This is a genomic window from Sphingobacterium sp. UT-1RO-CII-1, assembly GCF_026711005.1.
Classification (GTDB): Bacteria; Bacteroidota; Bacteroidia; order Sphingobacteriales; family Sphingobacteriaceae; genus Sphingobacterium.
This window is the reverse complement of sequence record NZ_JAPPVJ010000005.1, coordinates 40736-63125: the sequence shown is the minus strand read 5'-3', so window position 1 is coordinate 63125 and position 22390 is coordinate 40736. Positions and strand designations below refer to the sequence as shown.

Sequence of the window (22390 nt, the reverse complement as noted above, 5' to 3'; positions counted from 1 at the left end):
TGTGCTCCTATTTTATTTTAAGCATTAAATCCGCTGTAATGCTTGCCTTACGGTCTCTTTATTGGGTTTTGATATGGGGATTTTATCGCCTGATATCATCAGTAAAACACCACCATCTTCTTTAAGCCAGCTTTTTACATATTTTGGGTTTACCAAATGACTTTGATGTGTTCGCAAAAAGCCCTTGGGCTGCAAAAGATCTGCATATTCTTTAAGTGATTTAGAAACCAATAGTTTTTCACCACTTGTTAAAAAAAAGTGTGTATAGGTATTGTCTGCTTCACAACGCACAATTTCCGATAGCATCACATACCTTATTTCTGTTTGCATTTGCAGGGCAATTTTGCTTCCGCCTGCTTCAGGTTTTTTTAGCTGTTGCACTAAAAAATCGAGCTGCGAAGTTTGGCTCTGTGCTGCTATTTTTCGTTCAGCTTTATTTACTGCCGTTATCAATTCTTCGATATCAATTGGTTTTAAAAGGTAATCCAATGCTGCAAATTTCACAGCCTGTATGCCATAAAGGTCATAAGCAGTAACAAAAATAACCTCAAAACTCCGTTCTGGAAGTAGTTTTAGCACATCAAACCCGGTCTGTTTGCCCATTTGAATATCTAGAAACACCAAATTAGGCATATACTTCTCAATAATGCTTACAGCATCCTTTACATTTTGTGCTGTCTCTAGGATAGCTACCTGCGGACAATGCTTTTCAAGCAAAGTCCGTAGGTTTTCTATATTAGAAATTTCGTCATCTATTAAAACTGCTCTCACCATATTATAGCCAGTCTGTTAATGTCAAGTTTATTTTTGTACCCTCGCTGTTTGACTGTATAGCTAAGATAAAGTGATTTTCTTTATAAATACTATTTAATAAAGCTATTCTGTTTTCACTCAATTGCAGACCTAAGCCGGTGCTTTTCGTTGCTGTATTAAAGCCATTTCCATTATCTGCTACTGTTAATATCAAATCATTTTCTTGTTTAGTAAACCTGATAATTACATCGCCATCATGCCCCTTTTCTGCTATTCCGTGTTTCACCGCATTTTCTACAAAAGGCTGTAGCAACATACTCGGTATTTCTATATTATCTAAATCGAGGTCTTCATCGTGGAAGATGTTATATTTAAAGCCAAACCGCAATTGCTCCATCTGCAGGTAGTCGTCCAATAGTTTCTTCTCTTGCGCCAAGCTAATCAGTTCTTTATCTGTCAGTACGGTGCGTGTGAGGCGGGCAAACTTAGCCAAATACTTATTGGCATTGTCCACCTCGTTTTTATTCATCAGGTTTTGAATGCCAGACAATGCGTTAAACAGAAAATGAGGGTTTAATTGGCTACGAATCGAACTTAACTGAACCTTAGCTAACTGCTCTTGCTGCTCTTTTTCTGCTAGTTTTTTTTTGTTGTGCTTTTTGTTTATATAAAGGATAAAAAGAAAGACTAACCCAATCATGGAAGTCACGGTAATTACAAAGGTCAAAAGGTCTCTTAACGTGTAGTTCTCTTGGCTTAGAGTGATTGCGAGGGTATGCCTGGTTGTATATTCTTCTATTTCTTTTGGGGAAAGATTATATTCTAAAACACCCTCAAGCGTGCTATTCCATTTAATCATTGGTTGAATGATAATTTCATAATCTCCCGATTTTTTGAAAATGCTTTTGTCAAGCTTTACATAAGGTAAATGCTTATTACCTTCTTCATTAAGATAGCCTCCATATCGCCATGAAGTGGATTCAAAGATTATTTTATTTGTTTTCTTATCTTTTATGGAAGTGGAGTAAAGATAATCTATTTCTGATAAATCTTTTACTATAGTGAGTTCATCATCTTTCTCTGTAAAAACAAGATCTGTTACCTCTTTTAGATCGGTTATTGAACTGTAGCTAACGCCTTTTTCGGTAGCAAAACGTTTTGATAAGACTTCAATTTTCGCTCGCGGAATAGGCTTTCCGTAGAAAATAGTTTTTTGGATATTCAATGGGTTTTCGACGCTGTATATTAGTATAGTTATTGTTTTGCCTTTTAAGGGAAAAACACCAAGTGATGTAGAATCAAGCACTTCGTCTTTCCAATCAATATCTTTCCTGATAACATCATGCAATTGCTCTTTATTGACCGGCTTGTTTACTACTAATGGGGTATCATCCTCTAAGATAGTGTACCGAAAATTCTGTGGGTTCTCTTTCTTCCTAAAATACATTAGGACACTTACATGATTGACTTCAGGCAAATAATTAAAAGAGGTGTTTGGTTGATTTGGAAATTTACTGTTATAATAGACATTGTTTGCTCCACTATCAACATGCATGTTTAATCTTCCTCCAGCAGCATAATGTATAGAGTGGTTGATACCTTTCTGCGCATATACGGCAGAAAGTAGAGTCAAGAAACTGATAAATATTAAGACGATTTTTTTCATGGCGTTTAGTTTAATCTTCATCAAACTTGTCACAATAATAGCAAAACAAAAACCCTAAAATAGCAAAGGCAGTGTTTGAGTTAGTAAATGTAGTGTTTTACACGGTATTTGAATAGCGCAAAACAGCGCTGTCGGTTAAATTTATTATTTTAGCAAATAGTGTATATTTAAGATACAGCTCGATGCTAGGCTTTTTGTGCTAGTCTATTGTTTCAAGCGCCGAGTAGGTGTTCCGGCAATAATTACAATAATAATAAGGTACGATTTGATAAATTCTAGAACTATATATCCCGAGCTGGAACTGATTAATGAAGCTGTTTTCAAACCGTGTGGATTGAAGCTGACAAACGTAGAGTGCGAAGCCGAAAGTAAAGCTTATTTTGCCTTGAGTTTTCTTCTTAATGGACAAGAAATAAAATTTCGAAAAGCAAAAATTACTCCTTCAAAAACTGGACAATTCGTAACGATCTGGAAACGGAATGAAAAAGGTATAACCGAACCTTTCGACATTTCAGACGAGTATGAGCACTATATCATTGCAACAAAACAAAGTGAGAATTTCGGTGTTTTCATTTTTTCAAAGGCAGTATTATACGAACACAAAATTCTATCCGATAAAATCAAGCACAAGGAAGGTAAACGAGGTATTAGGGTTTATCCTCCTTGGGATTTAACGACTAGTCAACAAGCGCAGAAAACACAGCTCTGGCAGGTGAACTATTTTTTAGATTTGTCGCCCAACAAAACGGTAGATTTAGAAAAGGCAATAAGTTTATTCTAAAGCATTATATTTATCGTTTATTTTCAATAAAAATTGATGCACTACGTAATAAAATGAGAAAAATATTTATAGCAGCATGTTTAGTTTTTATCGGTATTTCAGTTTTTGGCCAGTCGGAAAAATCAAATAACATTCCTGCTCCTGCATTGCTAAAGGAAGAAGCTCCTTTAGCGCAGGTCAGGCCAAAAGGGGCTGCTGTTAGGGAAGAGGGCGAAAATTGCTTCAGTTATACTGCTGAAGAACAAAAAGATTCGCTGGTTTATGTGGTTGAAAACCTTTTAGAATATGGCTGGTCAGGAGATAATGCCCGAATGGTAGTTACTCGTTACAGTTACGATCCGGTAAAAAAGAAAGAGGAGGAAAAAGAAGGGCGTACATTTTTTGCTCCTAGCCAGCAGCTGCAATTTATAAACGGATCATACAAAGCAGCAGAGAATATTTTGATTTTCACACCCGATAAAGTAGACAAGCATCCAAAGAGAACTTTCAAGATACTCTATAACCTAAAAACAAATAAGATCGACTGTCTTATCGATGAGAATAATAATAAGTATATGCCAGGAGAGTGCCTAGAGCCAATAATTAGTCTGTAATTATTTATGAAAGTAAAATTCATTGTATTTATTTTTCGAGGAGCTTCTAAAAGTGGGTGATACTGGCCAAAATATAAATCAATGATATTCTTAAGTGGCACAAATCAAACCGTAATATCCATTACCCTTGCTTTCCCTGTCTTTATTCCTATTGAGCTACTTAGCTCATCATTTCAACCAATACGGTTTTTAGTAAAGTTTGTAATATACCCTTTGAGGTATAGTTATTTGGTTTTTATTTATTTTATACCCGAGCTGGTATTGTTTTAAAGTTAATGTGTATATTTATACCAGAAAAGGTATAGATATGAACACATTACGATTGTTTGTAAAAGAAAAGCGGAAAGAACTAAAACTGACACAAGAAGAATTAGCATTAAATGCTGGTGTAGGACTTCGTTTTGTTCGTGATCTGGAGCAAGGCAAGAAAACACTTCGTTTAGATAAAGTTAATGATGTATTAGCATTATTCGGAAAAGAAGTGGGAGTAATTGATAAAAGTAGAGCGTAATGGCACGACAAGCAAAAATATATTTTCAAAGTCAATTAGCGGGTGTTTTAGTTGAGGGTGATGATGGTTATACATTTCATTATACAGACGAATATTTAAAAAATACCAGTTCTAAAGCAATTAGCTTGACTTTACCGCTTTCAGAATCAGCTTATCATAGTAAGGTGCTTTTTTCTTTTTTTGATGGCTTAATTCCCGAAGGGTGGTTATTAGAAATTGGGGAGAAACACTGGAAGCTCAATCCACGTGACCGTTTTGAACTATTAATCAATTTATGCAGAGATACTATTGGTGCTGTTTCTGTATACCCTATAGAATTGGAGAATCATGCTTAATTGTTTGTTCTGTTATCAACCTGTTGAGGCTAGTGAATATCACGCTACTTGTTCCAGAAGATTCTTTGGAACATCCCACATTCCTGTCTTAGAATTAGATCAAGAGAAGTTAAACAAACTAGCGCAAATTACAGTAAACGAACGTTTGGCTTTGACTGGTGTGCAACCCAAAATATCATTAAGTCTAAAAGGTGAAAAAGGTAATAAACGATTGACTTTAGTAGGGTTATGGGGAGATTATATTCTGAAGCCCCAGTCTAAAGATTTTGCCTTTATGCCAGAGGTAGAAGATTTGACTATGCACCTCGCAAAGTTATTTAAAATTGATACGGCTAAACACAGCTTAATTCGAACTTCAACTGGCGAACTGGCTTACATTACCAAACGTTTTGACCGTGCTGCTGGCAAGAAAATTCACGTAGAGGATTTATGTCAAGTATCTGGTTTATTGACAGAACAAAAATACAAAAGCTCCTACGAGCGTGTAGGTAAAATTATCAAGCACTATGCTACCAACTCGGGTTTGGATGTCATTAAATATTTTAGATTGGTGTTATTTTCTTTTTTAACAGGAAATAACGATATGCACCTAAAAAACTTTTCTTTAGTGCATACGGATAAAGGTGTTTTGTTTTCACCAGCGTATGATCTTTTAAATGTAAACTTAATTTATCCCGATGACAAAGAGGATCTGGCTTTGACCTTGGGTGGACGAAAACGGAAAATAAAGCGTTCAGATTTTGATCTCTTTGCTACGAGTTTAGGTCTGACGGATATTGTTCGTGATAATATTTACAAAGACTTTTCTAAACAGTTTGATGAGGTAAGAGAATGGATTGATAGAAGTTTTTTAACTGATGAATATAAGGAAAAATACTTTGAAATTATGACGAGTAAATCAACACAAATAGCATTGTTTTAGAAATATAATCTTATCACTCACTTAATGGTATAGCTATTTCACGACGGGTCAGTCAGCTGCGATTACTCGTCAGGGTTGAAAAAGTCCCGCTAGTTGCAGCTTAAGAAGATAGAAGAGGGGCTTCACCGTCTGGCAACAGAGATACAGGCTGTCGCATTCGTTTAACACAGTAAAAATCGTATCTTACAATAATCAGTAATCAAATTAAGAACTATTCGACAGTGCCTTCTTTATACAGGAGTATTATATTTATGAAAGTAAAGTTGATCGTATTTATATTTTTTTCTATTTCTTTTTTGACCACTTTTTCTCAAAACTCAAAAAAGAGCGGCGAATTATTGTCCTTCCATAGTATTGCTAGCAGTTCTTATCTTACGGCTCAGAATCAAGTCAGCATCGCAGAAGTTTATCCCCTTCTTCGAGATAGATATGTTACTCCAATTTATGATATATGGAAAAAACAGTCAGACCTTAATGGCGAGTTTTGGGCTTATGATGGTCTGATTATTAATATTGTATCGGTGAATATTAATAATGTTCATCCTAGTCGGTTAAAATTAAGCGACGAAAGAAGGGCTACCGATCCAGGGGGGTATTATGTAGAAGGAAAGTACATCGATTATCGGGAACATCAGTACTTTGATGAAATCAAAGAAGTCAATAATTACAATGTACTGGTTTATTATTTTAAGGATTTTATTAAGAAATATTTCACAATAATAGATCAACAAAATCGCTACTATTTGATGGGGAGCGTAACTTGCCAAGAGAATGAAGTCCGTAAAGCAGAAGCCTTTCTTGAAACACTTTTGCAGAGTATTAAGTTTCGATAGCTTTTACTCCGAAATAATCAATTTCTTGTTGGGGGTAATTTTATATATGTCTTTTTTTGATTAAACTTAAGTACACTTTCAATATGAGAAAGCTGTTTAATAAAAAATATCCATAAAAATGGAAATAATAACATTGCTACAACACTCAAGAAAGGTATTCTCTTTTTTGATTTAGCTATTTTCAGTAAAGCTATTACATAACCAACAAACCAGAGCAACATTAATAAAATTACAAAAATTTTCATATTTATAAGCTTTATAAGTCAGCGTTTACTATATGTAAAATGTCAGACTACTATAATGGATGTATTTCCTTTATTTTGCCCTATTTAGAACAGCCAAAATAACTTTTTGAAAAATACTAAAAGAAGTAGAATCGTTTTTTTTACAATATTTATAGTTTATAATCAGCAATATACATCTTCTATAATTTAATTACAAGTGTATAGGTGTTTACATATACATGTGAAATAAAATTTTTGATAAATAAAAGGAAAGACTCTCTGTGCCTTAAATAGACCCAGCTGAAAAATGGTTTTATTTCATATATTATCTCTACAATACAGAAGGAAGGCAAAAGTCAAGTTCGTAGTGCACTAAGGAAAATTCTATATTCTGTTACGTTCAGCGAAGGAGCCTGAACGTATTTTATCCTTATCAATATCCTTTCTTTTTACGTTATCTCGCTTTGTACGACTTCTATCAATAGGTCTCGCTAACACTCACCCGGATATAATACTTTTCTTGCGTAGCTACCTTCGAAAGGGACTACAATGTTTTGCGTTAAGTGGGCTCGCTAAAGGAGATTTGCAAGTATACCTTCCATATATTATTTTTTTAAAAAAAATAATATATGATCAGCCTATAAAAGAATATACCGACTTATTCCCCAGAAAGAGACGGGAAACATTTGTTTTGTGCTATTTCGAAGGGAAAAATATGTAAATCTTATACGAGAAAGGGCAGGCATCCCTAGGTATGGCGCTGGGATAAACTCTATACCTGTTCCTGTTTCTCAGGAAGATATGAGGGCAGCAATCCGTAGAGAGCGTAGGGTCGAGCTTAACAACGAGGGGATTCGGTACCGTGATATTAGGCGGTGGAAAATTGGAGAAAAGGAACTCGATGGTAACTTTTATGGTATGAATTTTTCTGGTACGGAGAAAGATGATAACGAAAGCAATCCGAAAGCTTTCTTCAAAAGATCTGTGTATCAAAAACGTGTTTTTACAGCAAAAAATTACTGGTTTCCTATTCCACAGGGAGAAATCGATAAAAACCCTAATCTCGTGCAAAACCCGTTTTGGGATTAACAAGTTTAAAATAAGGAGTTAAATTATATTTTCTTTCACCTACTAATAATTAAACAGGCTCAACAATATGAAGACAACCATATATTGAGCCTGTTTTTTTAGAGGAGGGGGGGGCGATTTCTTCAAATATAAACCACATCTTTTAAAAAATCCCGCTCTTAGCTGCTATATCATGATATATCTTTTTTGCTAATAATATTAGCTTTAGTCATTTTTAATTGTTATGTTTGTGTTGTTAACCATTTGATAAACAGTTATGACTAGAAAATCTAGGCGTGTAGATGACCTTTTGTGGAAATCTATTCTCGAACAAACTTTTTCTCATTTTTTGCAGTTCATGTTTCCTGATGCTGCAGAGGTGTTCGATTTGGACAAACCTTTTGATTACTTGGACAAAGAGTTCGAGAGCCTTTTTCCGCCAGAGAATGGGGGCAAGGGTGTGCGTTACGTTGATAAGCTTGTCAAGGTATTCTTAAAAGATGGTAGCGAGAAGTTTATCCTATGCCATATCGAGGTTCAGAGCAGTAAGGGCAAAGGTGATCTTGCCGAGCGTATGTTTCGTTATTATTACAAGATCTTCGAACGCTACCAAGTTCCGGTTACAGCTATTGCTATCCTCAACGATCGGAATAAAAGCTACCGTCCGTCTGTGTATGTGAGCGAATTTATGGATACCAAAATTCAGTATAATTTTAAAAGCTATAAAATCTTGGACCAGGATGAAGTCGCATTACGTGCTAACGACAATCCTTTTGCTGTTGTGGTGCTTACAGCTTTGCTAGATATTCGACATACTTCTGCTGATGACGAACAACTGAAAACCATCAAGCACGACCTGTACGACGAAATGATGAAACGTAAGATGAGTAAGGCTACCCGTCAAGGGTTATATGACTTTCTTACTTATTATGTGAGTTTTGATAACCAACAGGTATTGAGTATCTTTGAACAAGAAATAGAAATTAAGTTAGGAAGGAGTATTATCATGGGAACTCGTGAATATTTACTAGATAAGGCAAAAAAAGAGGGTCTCGATAAGGGGATGCAAGCCGGAATGGCTACTGGAATGGCTACTGGCCTTGAGAAAGGTATGGCTACCGGCCTTGAGAAAGGTCTGGCTTCTGGCATTCTTAAAGGAAAAATCGAGATGTTGCAAGAACTAGGATTTAGTGTTGCTGATATCTGTAGTAAACTTTCTTTAACCAAGGCCGAGTTAGAAAACGCTTTAAAAGGTGTTTAGTGAAGGTTTATTGTGAACTTGAACAAGAAATAGAAATTAACCCCGAAGGGCTCTTGATGGCCATATAATATAAACACTATCATCAAAATTTAGGAAGGAGTATTATCATGGGAACTCGTGAATATTTACTGGATAAGGCAAAAAAAGAGGGACTCGATAAGGGGATGCAAGCCGGAATGGCTAGTGGGCTTAAGAAAGGTCTGGCTACCGGACTTGAGAAAGGAATAGCCACCGGAATGGCTTCTGGCCTTGAGAAAGGTATGGCTTCTGGCATTCTTAAAGGAAAAATCGAGATGTTGCAAGAACTGGGATTTAGTGTTGCTGATATCTGTAGTAAACTTTCTTTAACCAAGGCCGAGTTAGAAAAGGCTTTAAAAGGTGTTTAGTGAAGGCTGAAGGTCTGGCTAAAGGCGCACGTAAAAATGCGATTGAGATCTCCAAGGCTATGAAGAAAGATGGGGCAACTACCGAGCAGATTGTGAAATTTACTAAACTGACAGTCGAAGAGATCGAAAAGCTTTAAGCAAGATAGCATCTGCTAAAAATATACACAGCCGTTTAGTTTAGTAAATGGCTTTTTTTATGGGTGTTTCGCTATATCCGTATAAGACTATCCTCACTTCATTTTATTGAACAACACCTAAGGCTGCTCTGGCGGCATTGATATGATTATCGTCGTTGCATTCTACCGCAAAAGCGCCATATGCTAATGGAGCTGCTGCAGCCCTCTCTATAGATTGTTCGTAGAGCCTATCCCATATCGTTCCGCCTTGTTTAGCATACTCCGTTATCAAACGCTTCAGGCTATCCTCTCCAAAAACCGATACGTGGCCAGAAAAGTCCAGTGCAGGATCACCCATATGCGCAGTAGACCAATCTATGATACCAGAGGTCTTACCTTCCTTTGAGGTTAAGATATGCCCTGCATAGAGATCGCCATGGATGAAACAAGTGAATTCAGGCCACAAAGGGTCATTGTCTAACCATCTACGGTATCTGTTTTCCAACGGCTCGCTGATACCTATTTCAGATTTCACCAAGTGAATACGGTCAGCTATTTCGGTCCTCAATTCACTTGGAGTCATTATTTTCAAGTTGCTCTTTCTCACATCGTCAGCTGTAATACGATGTAATTCGGCCAATGATTTTGCCAGAGACTCCACATAAACTATGCTATCGCGATCTATGTTCCAAGATACCTCATGTGTTATCGCATCGAATGTCAGAGCAGGCGCATCCTCCAGTAAAGGGTAGGCTATTAGGCGCTCCGATATAATTTTCCAATCAGGAACATTGATCGACAGGTTTCTTTTGGCTAAATCCAATATTCTACTTTCATTTTCGATTTGTTCAAGCATATCGATTCTTCGAGGTATACGGAGTACCCAGTTCTCACCGTTGACTTCCTTTACAAAGGCAACTCTAAAGTCGATGCCCATCTCATTGACGCTCATCTCTTCCGAAATTCTCAGCCCATGCTCTAGGGCTAATGTTTGCATATCTTCGATTGTCATTTCTATACTGTTTTGTTTTATTAAATTGGTACCAGTTGCCCCGACAGGACATTCTGAATGTCATATACAGGTGTAACACTTTACCCATATTCTTTTCGTATGGATAAACATTTCCCATCAGGGAACAAAAATCTGATACATGAATTAATTGTGAGACAGTAGAATTACTGTCGCATGGAAGCCATCTCGGCGACTATTTGATTAGGAAAACCAAGGCTTTGCCATCATAGCCTTATTATAGAAGTATAACATAGTTGTAAAGATAGAAAATTATTTTTTATTCAGTTCCACTTGTTTGATATACGACATTCCAGTGGCTGAGTTATCAGTAGTTCTTCCTTGCGATTGCCAATGAAATAAACTCTCATCTATCGCATAATCATCATACATTGTTGTAGGAGAGAAGTCCTCCTCTGATTTTTGCAGATTAATAAATAATATTGGAATTTCACAAAATCACCAAAAAGACAATGCTAAGTATTGATCATTTACTAACACGATTTTATTGATATTACACAGAAGAAATAGTTGGTCGATTACACTTCGAAGGGTTAGAACACTTTGAAACGGTATATTATAAACTTCATATGTTCTATCCAAAAGAAGACTCCCGGAAGTAGAAGATCATTTTTAATCCCCCAAACCGAAAATATGTGTCAGCTTAGGAGTTTGTTTTTATAATCTGTTTTATTTAAGTGTGTTATGTCTTTATATTGCATGAATTTTGAATTATAAATATTGTAAATAGGATATTTGTTTCTTATCTTTGTTTATATATAGCTTAATAAAGGATCAGGTTATGGACAGAGTCACAGCATTTAAAAAACAGCTAAAACCAGGTAAGGTATATCGCAGAGAAGAGTTGGTTAAATACTCTAATGCGGTAGATCGGCATTTGGCAGAATTGGTCGATGATGGGACGCTCGAGAAAGTAGCTCCAGGTTTGTATCATTTTCCCAAACAATCTGTTTTTGGCGCAGTTCCGCCCGAAGATGAGGTATTGGTACGTAGTTTTTTAAAAGATGATCATTTTTTATTGATGTCACCGAACAGCTATAATGCATTAAATGTAGGTACTACTCAACTATACAATAAACGTTTGGTATACAATCATAAACGCCATGGTGAAATCAATTTAGACGGTAAAAAGTTCTTCTTTCACAAAACACCGTATTTTCCTAAAAAAGCTACATCCGAATTCCTTTTAGTCGATTTGGTTAATCACCTTGATACATTAGCTGAAGATCGGGAGATGGTCTTAAACAATACTCTTGCTAAAGCAAAAACGATGGATTTTAATAAACTGAAATATGCAGTTCGGGAGTACGGGCATTCCAAGACCAAAAAAATATTACAACCCGTACTGCAGCAGATGAATCCGAAGCAATATGCGAACTAGCTATCTGCACGATCGTAAAGACTTTAGTGATCTTTTACGCCTTCTCGAAAAGGAAACGGGAATATTAGCATACCTTATCGAGAAAGACTATTGGATTATGCATGTTCTGTATGGTCTAACAAAGATGGGATTAGAATTTGAACTTAAAGGAGGAACGTCTTTATCTAAAGGGTACCAGTTTATCCAACGTTTTTCTGAAGACATTGACATCCATATCCATCCACCAAAAGAATTAGCCGTTAATACCAATCCTAAGAAGACTAAGCCAAATCAGATTAAGAGTCGAAAAGAATATTATGATTGGCTTGCAGAAAATATTAATATTGATGGAATCGTAAGTATTGAACGCGATACTGCATTTGATGACAAGAAGTATTATCGTAGTGGTGGTATTCGTTTACAGTATGAAAGTCAGACCGATTATGTAGACGGGGTAAAAGAAGGAATATTGTTAGAGGTGGGATTTGATACAGTAACCCCCAACAAACTAACGCATATTAGTTCATGGGCATATGACAAAGCTGTATCAGTGGTAGGAGGACAGTTAATTGATAATAAAGCTTACGATATCGCATGCTATCATCCGGGGTATACGCTGGTCGAAAAACTTCAAACTATTGCTACCAAATATAGACAAGAGCAAGAAACAGGGAAAGAGCGATCCAATTTAATGCGTCAGTATTATGATGTGTATTGCTTACTAGCTTTTGATGAAATTTGTCATTTTATCGGTACAGAACCCTATCTTTTGCATAAGCAAGATAGATTCCCGAAGAAAGATCAGGAGGTGCCCATTCGAGAAAATGAGGCGTTTTTATTGGGGTCTATTGAGCAACGTCAGCGTTTCAAAGATCGTTACCAAGCCACTGCTGCATTGTACTATAAAGGACAGCCCGAATTTAATGACATATTGGAGAGGATACGTGAGCATATAAATAGATTATAATTTATCCAGCAGAGTAGGTGGTGACATTTTATATCTAGTTGCGTTGTGTATATTTGCATTCAGGATAATTTGGACAACCTAAAAATGGGCCATACTTTCCTTTTCTAGCGTTGAGTTTCGTGTTACAAAATGGACACATCTTTATTCTTTTGTTGCTTGCCAATGGTGTACATAACAAGACTATCCTCATCGATGATAGCGTATTGATCGAAGGGTCTTTTAACTGGCTTTCTGCTACACGGGACAAGACAAGTCCCTATCACCGTTCCGAAGCCTCTATCGTGATCACCGATGGCCCATCCATACAGGCATCTACATTAGATCTTAGGAATAAAGTCGAGCGTTATCAAAAGGATAATTTAGCAAAAACTAGTTAGTGGATGTTTACATTCGTGCTTTTAACACTTATTGCGTTATTATAAGAAACTATTTTTAGTACGGCAGTAAAATTGAGGAATTAAAGACTGTTGTGAAAACTAAGCGATTCGTTTAACTTAATTTTTACTGAAATAAATATGAAAACTCTAATCTTATTTTTGTCACAAAAACATTAAATATTTGTGACAAAACAATCAACTTTTCTCAATAACTCCCTTTACTCGGTATCACATACCGCACACCACCTCGAGGGTCTTCCATGTCGCCGCTAAAGCGGGGGATAAGGTGGCAGTGAAAATGAAACACCGTCTGCCCGGCAGTCTCGCCACAGTTCATGCCGATGTTATAACCATCTGGCGCAAACTCTTCCTCCACAAGTTTCTTCGCTAGTTGTATAGCGTTGTCTAGGTCTGCTTTTTCTTCCTGCGTCAGCTCAAAATAATCTTCCCTCAGCGCCTTTGTAATAATCAGTGTATGCCCGGGGCTCACTGGAAAGCCGTCTCTTATCAGGAAAAAATGCAGCGTTTCACCAATATGCCTGTTTCGGTCAATCTCAAAAAAGTTATTGATCCCCATCGCTACAATTATTTATACAAAAACTCAAATCCATTGTTAGATGCAATAGTCACTAACGGGTTGATAACATCATAAAATTTCTCTCTTGATAGTCCCTCGCTCAAATCGGTGCCAATATAAAAATAATCTTCCAATAGCTTTTCTTTAGGCCGCTCACGAATATAAGTGCGTAATGCCAAATTTTGCATCGTATAGAACGGCTCAAAATACCGTTCCAAATCGGGTAGCTTATTACTTTTGCTCACATTAAAGCTGCTATCTGCCGGTATGAGGTTCCATATCTGGTCGTGCGACACAAAACTGTAAGGCACGAAGTGCTCAACGTGATATTGTGCCTTGTAAAGTTCTTTTCCTGTATAAATACATTTTAAAGGGCCATTCACCTCCATCACATAATCCCAAAATTTACGTTGCTTAGTCAGCGAGTTGCGCAAAGGTGGTTTTATCAATTTGTTGGGGATATCCGGCACGTTCGGATTACGTGTCTGTAAGAATAAAGAAAGGTTCCAGTACACATAATCCCGTATAATACGGATGTGCTTACTCAAATACGCAAACCATCCGTCGGATATAACTATTTTCTCTGCATACAGCTTATATATGGGGCTGTTAATGTCCGCCTGCGATAGTTCATATATTTTCCCTTTATTGTTCATGCCTGCATACCAAGGGCTGAGAAACCAGTGGGGCACTTGCTTGTCAAAATGAAATAATAGTTTTCTTGTCGTCAGGTTGTCCGAGCTTTCTAATTGCGCTTTTATTCGCAAACGGTTTTCATCAATTGTGATTGCTTCAATATCCTTAAGTTGCTTTACAGTCTGCTGTATCATGTCCTGTTGGCCAAAAGATACGTTGAAGTAGTTTACGGTATACCACGCATTGGCTATCATGCCTGCAAATAATTGTTGCTTATTTACTTCCTGCTGCCCATCTTGTATAGCGTCTAATATAGCCAGCAACCAATAGAATTTGTAGGTAGCCGAGGTGCTGTTGAAGCATGCGGCTAAGTGTTGTGTGGGCAATTGTTGGTCTGGTGGGAATATGTGCATAGTGCTAATATAGGAAATATTCATATCTCTTAATTCCGAAAAAGGGATAGTGTGAAAATCATAATATACCAATGGCCTCTGGTACAACTTAAAATAATTTTGGTCAATACCGGAAGTCTACATAGGAGAGGGAAAGGTGATTTTTTAAATTGTATTAATCCTAGTTGAGTGTTTAATAAGAAAATGTAGGAATACATTTTTTGATTAGAATTGTAATGTATTTATAAAAGAAAGTTCACTTATATCCGATTGACTTATAGTCGAAAAATGTCGAGTTTGCAGTATGGATATTAAAGAGAGAATTGGCAAGCATATCAAAGATTTAAGAACCAATAAAGGCTTGACACAGGAGAAATTATCCTATGAGTCAGATGTTGATAAAACGTATATAAGTGAGGTGGAAAATGGTAAGAGAAATATTTCTGTGGTCAATTTGGAAAAATTGATTACCACTTTAGGATCAACAGTAAAGGATTTTTTTAACCACGAAGATTTCGAGTAGATGCCAATTCCTATTATTGATTTATTTGCAGGACCAGGAGGATTAGGAGAAGGTTTTTCATCTATTTTAGATAATGATGATAATCGTGTTTTTCAGATAAAACTTTCGATTGAAAAAGATCCTTACGCACATCAAACCCTGAGACTGCGCAGTTTTTTTAGAAAATTTCCAGAAGGTAAAGTTCCTAGTGAATATTATGAGTTCGTAAGAGGAGATATTACTTTGAACGAACTTTATACAAAATATCCTGAGCAATTTAGAGAAGCAGACGAGGAAGCTTGGTGTGCAACATTAGGTACGGCTGATAATGGCGACCCATATGCAACGACCAATGAAGAAATAGACAGGCGTATAGTACGTGCATTAAATGGGCAGAGAGATTGGGTGCTTATTGGTGGTCCGCCTTGTCAAGCTTATTCGCTAGTAGGTCGGTCACGTCGTCAAGAAACTGTTCTTGACGAAGATAAGGATAAAAGGGTAGGGCTATACAAGGAGTATCTCCGAATTATTGCAGAACATAGTCCTGCGGTCTTTGTTATGGAAAATGTCAAAGGTTTATTATCAGCCAAAACCATAGGAAATGAAAGTATCTTTTCTAAAATTCTAACTGATTTAAGAGATCCCACTCTTCCATTTGTAGAAATAGTTGACGAGAATAGAGTACGCTATCACGTGTATTCATTATCTACCTTATCAAGAGATATAGATTTACACAATAACGAACCAGTATTTAGTCCTCAAGATTACTTGATTAAGTCAGAAAACTATGGTGTTCCCCAAAAGAGACATCGGGTCATTTTGTTAGGTATACGTACTGATATTAATGTTATTCCAGATATACTAATTCCGCAAGAAGTGGTAACCTTAAGAAGTGTTATAGGCGGGTTGCCAAAGTTGAGAAGTGGTATTACAAGATCTTTTGATTCGGCTGAATGGATTGTGGATCATGATGGAAAACGTAAAAAGAAAAGAAATTACACAAGAGTTAACGATACGCTTGATACTTGGAAAAATAGTATCCTTGAGTTTGATAGAAAACTTTCGGGAAAGTTAGAGAATCAGGGTTTAAGAACCAGACTTGCCAGCTCTTTAGGTAAGGAGTTTATTCATTCTGATACTTATGACTTTGAGTCGGATACTGCGGCACACGAATGGTTTTATGATTCAAATTTGAAAGGTATCTCGCACCATGTCTCTAGAAAACATTTGTTACAGGATATTTATCGGTATTACTTTGCTGCAAAATTTACTCAAGAAAGAGGAACATTTCCCAAAATGGTTGATTATGCTGCAGCCGGAAAAGATTTATTGCCTGATCACGAAAACGCAACGTCTGGAAAATTTAATGATCGATTCAGAGTTCAACAACCTGATGATGCAGCGACAACCGTTACGAGTCATATATCAAAAGATGGACATTATTTTATTCACTATGATCCACTCCAGGCTCGCAGCTTAACGGTACGGGAAGCAGCACGTATACAGACATTCCCTGATAATTATTATTTCTATGGTGGAAGGACACAGCAATATCATCAAGTAGGAAATGCAGTACCGCCTTATTTAGCTTATCAAATAGGGATTGTGGTCAACGAGATCTTTGAACAGATGAGAAGACACAATGGAGAGCTGCTGCACGAAGAACTTGACAATCATTAAAAGCAATTAGTATAAATGTATGGCAGAGAAGAATAATTTTATCGGATTATATGTGTCCTATTACTTGGCTAGGTTTAATGAAGAAGCCTACGCAAAGCTTGGATATGGCAGTCAACGCGATACGCATATTATGATAGGAGAATTATTAAATGTTAAGCCTTCTACTGTACAAAATTGGCGAGATGAATTTGACCCCTTGTTTGGACATAGGGCAGGGTGGTACCAAAGACCTTTGTCCAAAAGTAGGTTGGCTGTAGCAAATGCTTTAGCCGATTTAGATGAGTCAACAATATATGAGTTGGTAAAAGATATTCTTTCTAAATCTCATAAAACGGATGATCCAGAAATCAAACAGCTGGAAAATATCGTCTCAGATGGTGATGTTAAATTAAAAAAGGATGGTGTTTATGTTCCTCGAGGAATAACAGGTCGCGCAGCTGAGGAGTTTTTTATAACTCAATTCACTGCTGGGAAACTTCCTTTTGAAGGAATATTAAAAGACTGTCGTGATTTAGGCATAGGATACGACTTTTCAATCGAATCAAAAATTAAAACCGTTTATATCGAGGTTAAGGGAAGAGATGGTGAGGAAGGCGGTTTATTATTCACTAACAAAGAATGGAAAGTTGCAAAGCGTATAGGAGATGACTACTATCTATGTCTAATATCTAATGTTTCAGCTGTACCTCAGGTCCAAATTCTTCAAAACCCTGCTGCGCGAATTGGAGCAGAAAAATATGTGTATACAACTATTCAAGTAAGCTGGACAGTCAGCCAAAAGATTTTAAACGAAGCTTTCCGATAAACTAGATGTAAAACCCTTATCCCTATGATGACAAATCCAGACCATATCAAGATTAATTTTGAAGATAGTATTCCTAATCCCGAATATCTTGTCAAATCCATTTCTGAGCAGGGATATACTTTAGAGAGTGCGTTAGCAGATCTGATAGATAACTCTATTTCGGCAAAAGCATCCAATATAGAGATTCTTACGGATCTAGAGGGGCCTAGGTTTAAGTTATTCATCGCTGATGATGGAGATGGAATGACAGAATTGGAGTTGATTCAGAATATGAAGTTTCCTAGTTCTTTGATGGAGTCTAATAGGGATCGTGTTGATCTAGGACGATTTGGATTGGGGATGAAAACTGCTTCTTTTTCGCAAACAAGAAAGTTTACCGTTTTATCGAGAAAAAAGGGAAGCGGTTCGTACAATGCTAGAACATGGGATGTTGATTACTTAAAAGATGTAGGCGAATGGCGTGTTATAGTGAACACGCAAGCAGAAATCACTTATATTCTGGAGAAATTTAATTTATTGTCTGAGCAATATTTAAATGGAGTAAAAGACTTCGAACCCAATACAATTATTCTTTGGGATGGGTTATTCAAGTTCGAAACATATCTTAGTCACGAAAACGGGTTAAAAGCAATAAAAAAAGAGATAGCTGAGGTTACTTCAGATTATTTATCGCTGGTTTTTCATCGTTTTCTAGAGAGCAAGAAAAAACCTTTTTCAATTAGGATAAATAACAAGGTACTTCAACCATTTAGTCCTTTTCCAAACGATGTTCCAGACCTTCGCCTTTTGGTACCTAAGCAGGCATTATTTAATGGTGAAGCCATTAAGCTCGAGGGTTATGTGCTACCGGTGCGGAGTATAGACGAATCTAAACAAGCTACATCGATATGGACTACCAAGTTCAATAGTCTATTGGATTTAGAAGGAATTTATATTTACAGAGCGGACAGGATCATACTTTTTGGTGGATGGAATGGACTAATTAGGAAATCAGCCAATCTTCAACTAGCGAGATTGAAGGTAGATCTGGGAAATAAGATTGATCACCTGATACATCTTAATGTTTCTAAATCACAGATTAAGATTCCGTATGAATTAAGGAAAGCCTTTTATCGATATATATCTGAGTTAAAAGAAGAGGCGCAGAAAGAGTATTTCAATAGAGGAATAAAGAGAATAGCGAGTAACAATACTAAAAGCAGTATAGATCTTTTTCAAAGGAAAGCTACTAATAAGGGAGCACTAGTTGAAATAAACGAAGAGTTTCCCTTGGTTGAGACTCTCTTAGCTTCAATCAGTTCAAAAGATCAATCTAATCTACGTATGCTATTACGTATGATCAATACCCAAGTCAATAAAATTAGAAAAGTGTATGAGGATGTTGACTTTGAGAAAATAGAAATTAATTCGCCCAACGAAGAGCAGACCCTCCTTGATACTATAAAACATCTGATCTCTTCAGGAATATCGAAAGATGTTATCAAAAACTCGATTATTCCTAATATGGGAATAAAGGCAAATACGATACCAAAATCAATTTTAAACCTTATACAGTAATATGAACTACTTAGAACTGATCAAAGCCCTTATTAAGGAGGCATTAAAAAGCTACGAGAAAGTTGTTGATTCTATATTTGGAGAAATAAAGGATAGTGTTTTTACTAAAATGGAAATTATTTCCAGTGAGTTTGCTGAGTTGGATCAAGATTCAAAAAATCACGCTTATAATATCGCTGTCAAAGAATATTTATCTGTACACCCGATTAATATTGAAGATTCAGAGTCAATTGTAAAAACCAATCATCCTTTCTGGTTGACAGAGGAACGAAAGAATGAAATCAACACAAGAACCGAAAACTATTTAGAAAGATACCTTAGGTACCTTAAACAAAAAGGACGAGCGGATAAAGTTGTTGAGTCAATACGATTGTCTTCAGAAAGTATTATGGAAAAGCTTGGAGATCCTGACTCGCAAGTGCCTTATTATTGTAAAGGGATGGTTGTTGGTAGTGTTCAGTCCGGTAAGACTGGTAATTTTAATGCTGTTATCAATCGATCGGTCGACTGTGGTTATAAGTTAATTATAGTGCTGTCTGGCATTATGGAGGATTTAAGAGCTCAGACGCAGGAGCGAGTTGAAGAAGAAGTTATTGGTTATGGTATTATAGATAAAAAGAACCAGAAGAAGGGAGTAAAAGGAGTTGGTAGTATTTCAAACTTTACCGAGATCCAACTTACTACGCCGACCTCTTATAAATCAGACTTTAAGAAAACCTTAAAGGAGGCTGATTTTCCTTTGGATCGGAGAAACATTCTTGTATGCAAAAAGAATTCAGGTGTATTAAAGAATCTTTTATTATGGTTGAACGAACATCTGCCAGAAGGAAAAGACAAACATGATTTGCCTTTATTGATCGTAGATGACGAAGCTGATAATGCTTCTTTAAATAACCTCGGTAAAAAGGGAATAGAAGAAGCCAGTACAATAAATGGTCATATTCGGGCTATTTTAGCCTTATTTACAAAAAAATCCTACCTCGGTTATACAGCTACCCCTTTTGCGAATGTTCTGGCAGATCGCAATAAGTTAGGTAAAAAGAAGTGGGTTATAAAAGATAAAGTAAACGGTGAGGTTGTTAATAGAGAGTTTTCACTGGTAGACAACATATATCCTGATGACTTTATCGAACTGTTAAAGAATCCATCTAATTATATAGGCGCAAAACAGCTGTTTGAGACCGTCTATGATGATGATGTGAAGAAGTTGCCAATCATTGAGACGATCTATGATTATAATACCTATTTTCCGGAGCGTGTCGTAGAAAAGGATGGTGTTATTCGCCCTGCATCTGCAAGCGACACTAAAACCAGAGCAGCCAAGAAGACTGACACTTTCCCAAAAGGGTTGCCAGAATCTTTAAAGGATGCTGTTGGATGTTTTATATTGAGTATTGCTTTACGTTATAGTAGACAATTTGCGATGACGGGCTCATCTATTTCAAACCCGCATCACACAATGCTGGTTCATGTTTCTCGGTTTATACCTTGGCAGAATAAAACTAAGGACAAGATACAGGAACTAATAAATGAAATTGCGGGTAGGATTACTAGCGATTTGCCTACATCCGAAAACTCCATCTACGGTTATTTCCAAAAGCTTTGGTATAAGTATTACGCTTACATTGTTGAGAATATAAAAGACCATGTAGCGGATGATTATAGAGACGAATTTCTGTTACCTAGAACATTCAATGACCTGAAGCATCTTCTGGACGAATCCATAAAAGGAATAAATGTTGTGGCTGTCAATAGTGATACTGGCGATAAACTGGTTTATGAGAAAGATCAGTTTGGAAAAGGCGCAAAATATATCGCTGTTGGAGGAAATAGGTTATCTAGAGGTTTTACTTTAGAGGGATTAACGATCAATTACTTCCTGCGAAATACTAATTTTTCTGACACACTATTACAGATGGGACGTTGGTTCGGCTATAGACCAGGTTATTTGGACTGTTGTAAGATATTTACAACATCAGATGCAGTATCAAAATTTGATTCCACGACCCGAGCAATCGAAGAGTTAGAAATCGAATTCACAAAGATGAGACGGGAAGGCAAGCAACCAAAAGATTATGAACTGCGCGTACGTAAGCATCCAGGCACACTCAAAATTACAAGACCATCTATTCTGCAAAAGACAAATGAAGTCAAATGGTCTTATCAGGATCAACTTGTGCAGACTACCAAGTTTAATGTTTCCAGTGCAACAGAAGTATCAAACACTTGGGATAGCTTTAGAAATTATTTCGAAGGTAAAAATTTGGAGCTCAAGGATGACTTTTTGATACACCGTACCGATATAAAAGGAGCATTGCAATTCCTTGACTTACCAAATAATTACTGTGATTTTGAAATGTCCAGTATTGCTAAATTCATTGAGATTTGTGAAGAGAAACATTTCTTAAGAAACTGGACTATTGCTATTAAATTAACAGGGGCTTCTAACGTTTTTTTAGAGACAGATGAAACCGGACTTTCCGAAAGGATAGAATTGACTGTACGCACAGGGCCTAAAAAAGACGATGTATATTACAATGATTTTATCAACAAAGGGCTTTTCGCTGCAGGTAACCGATCGGCCAATATTGTATCTTCGGGAAAAGACTTCTCTTTACTTTTGACTGAATCTCAAAAAGTAGAGGCCAAACAAAAATTTATTAACGAAAAGACTGAATATTATCTAAAAAAAGGTAAGGCAGATAATGAGAAACTTGCGCTTGAAAAAGCAGAAAAGTTAAATCCACCTGAGCGTATTTATCGTGAAGAGATGTCTGATCAAGATGGGCTTATAGTTGTTTACTTGATGGATATGAAAGCTGTATATCGTGTCGATGATAAAGATCAAACAAAAGACATGAAAGCTTCTTACATACAAAGAGGTTTTGATAAAACTCCAAAAGTGCCACTAGTGGGTATAGCCATTGGCTTCCCTAAAATAGATCCTGATCCAGGAGGCGAGTATGTAGTCGGGGACTATGACAAATCAGAAGATATAGGAGATGGGGATGATCCAGATGCCCCTCTGCCGCATGATAGTGAAAATGTTTAATGCCGA

General features: G+C 36.6%; 26 protein-coding genes. 18 read left to right on the top strand and 8 right to left on the bottom strand.

Translation table 11 applies throughout. The features are described 5' to 3' along the window. Positions 1–24: 24 nt before the first annotated feature. Together ORI89_RS12045 and ORI89_RS12040 are read right to left on the bottom strand one after the other, a co-directional pair. Positions 25–774, bottom strand: coding sequence for a LytR/AlgR family response regulator transcription factor (locus ORI89_RS12045; RefSeq protein WP_268230738.1), 750 nt, complete (start codon positions 772–774; stop codon positions 25–27). A 1-nt stretch (position 775) separates the two neighbouring features. Beyond that, positions 776–2419 (bottom strand): sensor histidine kinase, encoded by a 1644-nt coding sequence (locus ORI89_RS12040; protein WP_268230737.1) that lies wholly within the window; start codon positions 2417–2419, stop codon positions 776–778. A 265-nt stretch (positions 2420–2684) separates the two neighbouring features. Here ORI89_RS12040 and ORI89_RS12035 point away from each other — a divergent pair, with 265 nt between their 5' ends. From ORI89_RS12035 to ORI89_RS12010, 6 genes are all read left to right on the top strand, one after another. Then, positions 2685–3200: a MepB family protein gene (locus tag ORI89_RS12035; RefSeq protein WP_268230736.1), complete on the top strand. Its 516-nt coding sequence runs from the start codon at positions 2685–2687 to the stop codon at positions 3198–3200. Between the two features lie 53 nt (positions 3201–3253). After that, a complete protein-coding gene (locus tag ORI89_RS12030) occupies positions 3254–3793 on the top strand; it encodes a hypothetical protein (protein WP_268230735.1) in 540 nt (179 codons plus the stop codon). 307 nt (positions 3794–4100) lie between these two features. Next, on the top strand, positions 4101–4304 hold the full coding sequence (locus tag ORI89_RS12025; RefSeq protein ID WP_268230734.1) for a type II toxin-antitoxin system Y4mF family antitoxin: 204 nt from the start codon (positions 4101–4103) through the stop codon (positions 4302–4304). Continuing rightward, entirely contained in the window at positions 4304–4639 is a 336-nt protein-coding gene (locus ORI89_RS12020; protein ID WP_268230733.1) for a HipA N-terminal domain-containing protein, read from the top strand. Before ORI89_RS12025 ends, ORI89_RS12020 begins: the two co-directional genes overlap by 1 nt. Beyond that, the gene (locus tag ORI89_RS12015) at positions 4632–5561 is read left to right on the top strand and encodes a HipA domain-containing protein (RefSeq protein WP_268230732.1); all 930 of its coding nucleotides are present in this window, start codon (positions 4632–4634) and stop codon (positions 5559–5561) included. The genes ORI89_RS12020 and ORI89_RS12015 overlap by 8 nt, the downstream gene beginning before the upstream one ends. Positions 5562–5812: 251 nt before the next feature. After that, entirely contained in the window at positions 5813–6394 is a 582-nt protein-coding gene (locus tag ORI89_RS12010; protein ID WP_268230731.1) for a hypothetical protein, read from the top strand. Between the two features lie 17 nt (positions 6395–6411). Here the strand turns inward: ORI89_RS12010 and ORI89_RS12005 are convergent, their stop codons facing one another. Beyond that, the gene (locus tag ORI89_RS12005) at positions 6412–6639 is read right to left on the bottom strand and encodes a hypothetical protein (RefSeq protein ID WP_268230730.1); all 228 of its coding nucleotides are present in this window, start codon (positions 6637–6639) and stop codon (positions 6412–6414) included. A gap of 672 nt (positions 6640–7311) precedes the next feature. Between ORI89_RS12005 and ORI89_RS12000 the strand changes: the two genes are divergently transcribed. The 4 genes from ORI89_RS12000 (at position 7312) to ORI89_RS11985 (ending at position 9470) form a co-directional block, all read left to right on the top strand. Further along, the gene (locus ORI89_RS12000; RefSeq protein WP_268230729.1) at positions 7312–7707 is read left to right on the top strand and encodes a RagB/SusD family nutrient uptake outer membrane protein; all 396 of its coding nucleotides are present in this window, start codon (positions 7312–7314) and stop codon (positions 7705–7707) included. 256 nt (positions 7708–7963) lie between these two features. Further along, entirely contained in the window at positions 7964–8947 is a 984-nt protein-coding gene (locus ORI89_RS11995) for a hypothetical protein (RefSeq protein ID WP_268230728.1), read from the top strand. Positions 8948–9054: 107 nt separating this feature from the next. After that, positions 9055–9333, top strand: a complete 279-nt coding sequence (locus ORI89_RS11990; protein WP_268230727.1) for a hypothetical protein — start codon at positions 9055–9057, stop codon at positions 9331–9333. Beyond that, the gene (locus ORI89_RS11985; protein ID WP_268230726.1) at positions 9333–9470 is read left to right on the top strand and encodes a hypothetical protein; all 138 of its coding nucleotides are present in this window, start codon (positions 9333–9335) and stop codon (positions 9468–9470) included. Before ORI89_RS11990 ends, ORI89_RS11985 begins: the two co-directional genes overlap by 1 nt. Positions 9471–9573: 103 nt before the next feature. Here ORI89_RS11985 and mph read toward each other — a convergent pair whose 3' ends face one another. Beyond that, entirely contained in the window at positions 9574–10461 is an 888-nt protein-coding gene (mph, locus tag ORI89_RS11980; protein WP_268230725.1) for an Mph(E)/Mph(G) family macrolide 2'-phosphotransferase, read from the bottom strand. A 270-nt stretch (positions 10462–10731) separates the two neighbouring features. Next, positions 10732–10893, bottom strand: a complete 162-nt coding sequence (locus ORI89_RS11975) for a DUF3427 domain-containing protein (RefSeq protein WP_268231058.1) — start codon at positions 10891–10893, stop codon at positions 10732–10734. 367 nt (positions 10894–11260) lie between these two features. Here ORI89_RS11975 and ORI89_RS11970 point away from each other — a divergent pair, with 367 nt between their 5' ends. Then, positions 11261–11860 (top strand): hypothetical protein, encoded by a 600-nt coding sequence (locus tag ORI89_RS11970; RefSeq protein ID WP_268230724.1) that lies wholly within the window; start codon positions 11261–11263, stop codon positions 11858–11860. Next, a complete protein-coding gene (locus tag ORI89_RS11965) occupies positions 11850–12806 on the top strand; it encodes a nucleotidyl transferase AbiEii/AbiGii toxin family protein (protein ID WP_268230723.1) in 957 nt (318 codons plus the stop codon). Before ORI89_RS11970 ends, ORI89_RS11965 begins: the two co-directional genes overlap by 11 nt. A gap of 34 nt (positions 12807–12840) precedes the next feature. Here ORI89_RS11965 and ORI89_RS19280 read toward each other — a convergent pair whose 3' ends face one another. Further along, the gene (locus tag ORI89_RS19280) at positions 12841–12945 is read right to left on the bottom strand and encodes a topoisomerase DNA-binding C4 zinc finger domain-containing protein (RefSeq protein WP_442800883.1); all 105 of its coding nucleotides are present in this window, start codon (positions 12943–12945) and stop codon (positions 12841–12843) included. Here ORI89_RS19280 and ORI89_RS11960 point away from each other — a divergent pair. Further along, entirely contained in the window at positions 12917–13183 is a 267-nt protein-coding gene (locus ORI89_RS11960; RefSeq protein ID WP_268230722.1) for a hypothetical protein, read from the top strand. The genes ORI89_RS19280 and ORI89_RS11960 overlap by 29 nt on opposite strands. Before the next feature lie 205 nt (positions 13184–13388). Here ORI89_RS11960 and ORI89_RS11955 read toward each other — a convergent pair whose 3' ends face one another. Then, positions 13389–13760 (bottom strand): HIT family protein, encoded by a 372-nt coding sequence (locus ORI89_RS11955; RefSeq protein WP_268230721.1) that lies wholly within the window; start codon positions 13758–13760, stop codon positions 13389–13391. A gap of 8 nt (positions 13761–13768) precedes the next feature. After that, positions 13769–14833 (bottom strand): HNH endonuclease domain-containing protein, encoded by a 1065-nt coding sequence (locus tag ORI89_RS11950; RefSeq protein WP_268230720.1) that lies wholly within the window; start codon positions 14831–14833, stop codon positions 13769–13771. 259 nt (positions 14834–15092) lie between these two features. On the opposite strand from ORI89_RS11950, the gene ORI89_RS11945 reads away from it, so the two are divergent. Genes ORI89_RS11945 through ORI89_RS11925 form a run of 5 tightly spaced genes read left to right on the top strand, consistent with a single transcriptional unit; the run spans position 15093 to position 22384 of the window. After that, a complete protein-coding gene (locus ORI89_RS11945; RefSeq protein ID WP_268230719.1) occupies positions 15093–15311 on the top strand; it encodes a helix-turn-helix domain-containing protein in 219 nt (72 codons plus the stop codon). Then, positions 15312–16970: a DNA cytosine methyltransferase gene (locus tag ORI89_RS11940; RefSeq protein ID WP_268230718.1), complete on the top strand. Its 1659-nt coding sequence runs from the start codon at positions 15312–15314 to the stop codon at positions 16968–16970. Positions 16971–16989: 19 nt separating this feature from the next. Then, positions 16990–17775 carry a DUF3883 domain-containing protein gene (locus tag ORI89_RS11935; protein ID WP_268230717.1) on the top strand — a complete coding sequence of 262 codons (786 nt, stop codon included), beginning with the start codon at positions 16990–16992 and terminating at the stop codon, positions 17773–17775. A gap of 24 nt (positions 17776–17799) precedes the next feature. Further along, entirely contained in the window at positions 17800–19332 is a 1533-nt protein-coding gene (locus ORI89_RS11930; protein WP_268230716.1) for an ATP-binding protein, read from the top strand. 1 nt (position 19333) lies between these two features. Beyond that, positions 19334–22384: a Z1 domain-containing protein gene (locus ORI89_RS11925; protein WP_268230715.1), complete on the top strand. Its 3051-nt coding sequence runs from the start codon at positions 19334–19336 to the stop codon at positions 22382–22384. Positions 22385–22390 lie beyond the last annotated feature (6 nt).

Bases quoted from the DNA above. Each gene is read 5' to 3' on its own strand.
- ORI89_RS11950 (WP_268230720.1), bottom strand. From the start codon at position 14,833: ATGAATATTTCCTATATTAGCACTATGCACATATTCCCACCAGACCAA.
- ORI89_RS11955 (WP_268230721.1), bottom strand. From the start codon at position 13,760: ATGGGGATCAATAACTTTTTTGAGATTGACCGAAACAGGCATATTGGT.
- ORI89_RS11925 (WP_268230715.1), top strand. From the start codon at position 19,334: ATGAACTACTTAGAACTGATCAAAGCCCTTATTAAGGAGGCATTAAAA.
- ORI89_RS12020 (WP_268230733.1), top strand. From the start codon at position 4,304: ATGGCACGACAAGCAAAAATATATTTTCAAAGTCAATTAGCGGGTGTT.
- ORI89_RS11970 (WP_268230724.1), top strand. From the start codon at position 11,261: ATGGACAGAGTCACAGCATTTAAAAAACAGCTAAAACCAGGTAAGGTA.
- ORI89_RS12005 (WP_268230730.1), bottom strand. From the start codon at position 6,639: ATGAAAATTTTTGTAATTTTATTAATGTTGCTCTGGTTTGTTGGTTAT.
- ORI89_RS12025 (WP_268230734.1), top strand. From the start codon at position 4,101: ATGAACACATTACGATTGTTTGTAAAAGAAAAGCGGAAAGAACTAAAA.
- ORI89_RS12010 (WP_268230731.1), top strand. From the start codon at position 5,813: ATGAAAGTAAAGTTGATCGTATTTATATTTTTTTCTATTTCTTTTTTG.
- ORI89_RS12045 (WP_268230738.1), bottom strand. From the start codon at position 774: ATGGTGAGAGCAGTTTTAATAGATGACGAAATTTCTAATATAGAAAAC.
- ORI89_RS11945 (WP_268230719.1), top strand. From the start codon at position 15,093: ATGGATATTAAAGAGAGAATTGGCAAGCATATCAAAGATTTAAGAACC.
- ORI89_RS12015 (WP_268230732.1), top strand. From the start codon at position 4,632: ATGCTTAATTGTTTGTTCTGTTATCAACCTGTTGAGGCTAGTGAATAT.
- ORI89_RS12030 (WP_268230735.1), top strand. From the start codon at position 3,254: ATGAGAAAAATATTTATAGCAGCATGTTTAGTTTTTATCGGTATTTCA.
- ORI89_RS12040 (WP_268230737.1), bottom strand. From the start codon at position 2,419: ATGAAAAAAATCGTCTTAATATTTATCAGTTTCTTGACTCTACTTTCT.
- ORI89_RS11965 (WP_268230723.1), top strand. From the start codon at position 11,850: ATGCGAACTAGCTATCTGCACGATCGTAAAGACTTTAGTGATCTTTTA.
- mph (WP_268230725.1), bottom strand. From the start codon at position 10,461: ATGACAATCGAAGATATGCAAACATTAGCCCTAGAGCATGGGCTGAGA.
- ORI89_RS11995 (WP_268230728.1), top strand. From the start codon at position 7,964: ATGACTAGAAAATCTAGGCGTGTAGATGACCTTTTGTGGAAATCTATT.
- ORI89_RS11930 (WP_268230716.1), top strand. From the start codon at position 17,800: ATGATGACAAATCCAGACCATATCAAGATTAATTTTGAAGATAGTATT.
- ORI89_RS19280 (WP_442800883.1), bottom strand. From the start codon at position 12,945: ATGTGTCCATTTTGTAACACGAAACTCAACGCTAGAAAAGGAAAGTAT.
- ORI89_RS11940 (WP_268230718.1), top strand. From the start codon at position 15,312: ATGCCAATTCCTATTATTGATTTATTTGCAGGACCAGGAGGATTAGGA.
- ORI89_RS11935 (WP_268230717.1), top strand. From the start codon at position 16,990: ATGGCAGAGAAGAATAATTTTATCGGATTATATGTGTCCTATTACTTG.
- ORI89_RS11990 (WP_268230727.1), top strand. From the start codon at position 9,055: ATGGGAACTCGTGAATATTTACTGGATAAGGCAAAAAAAGAGGGACTC.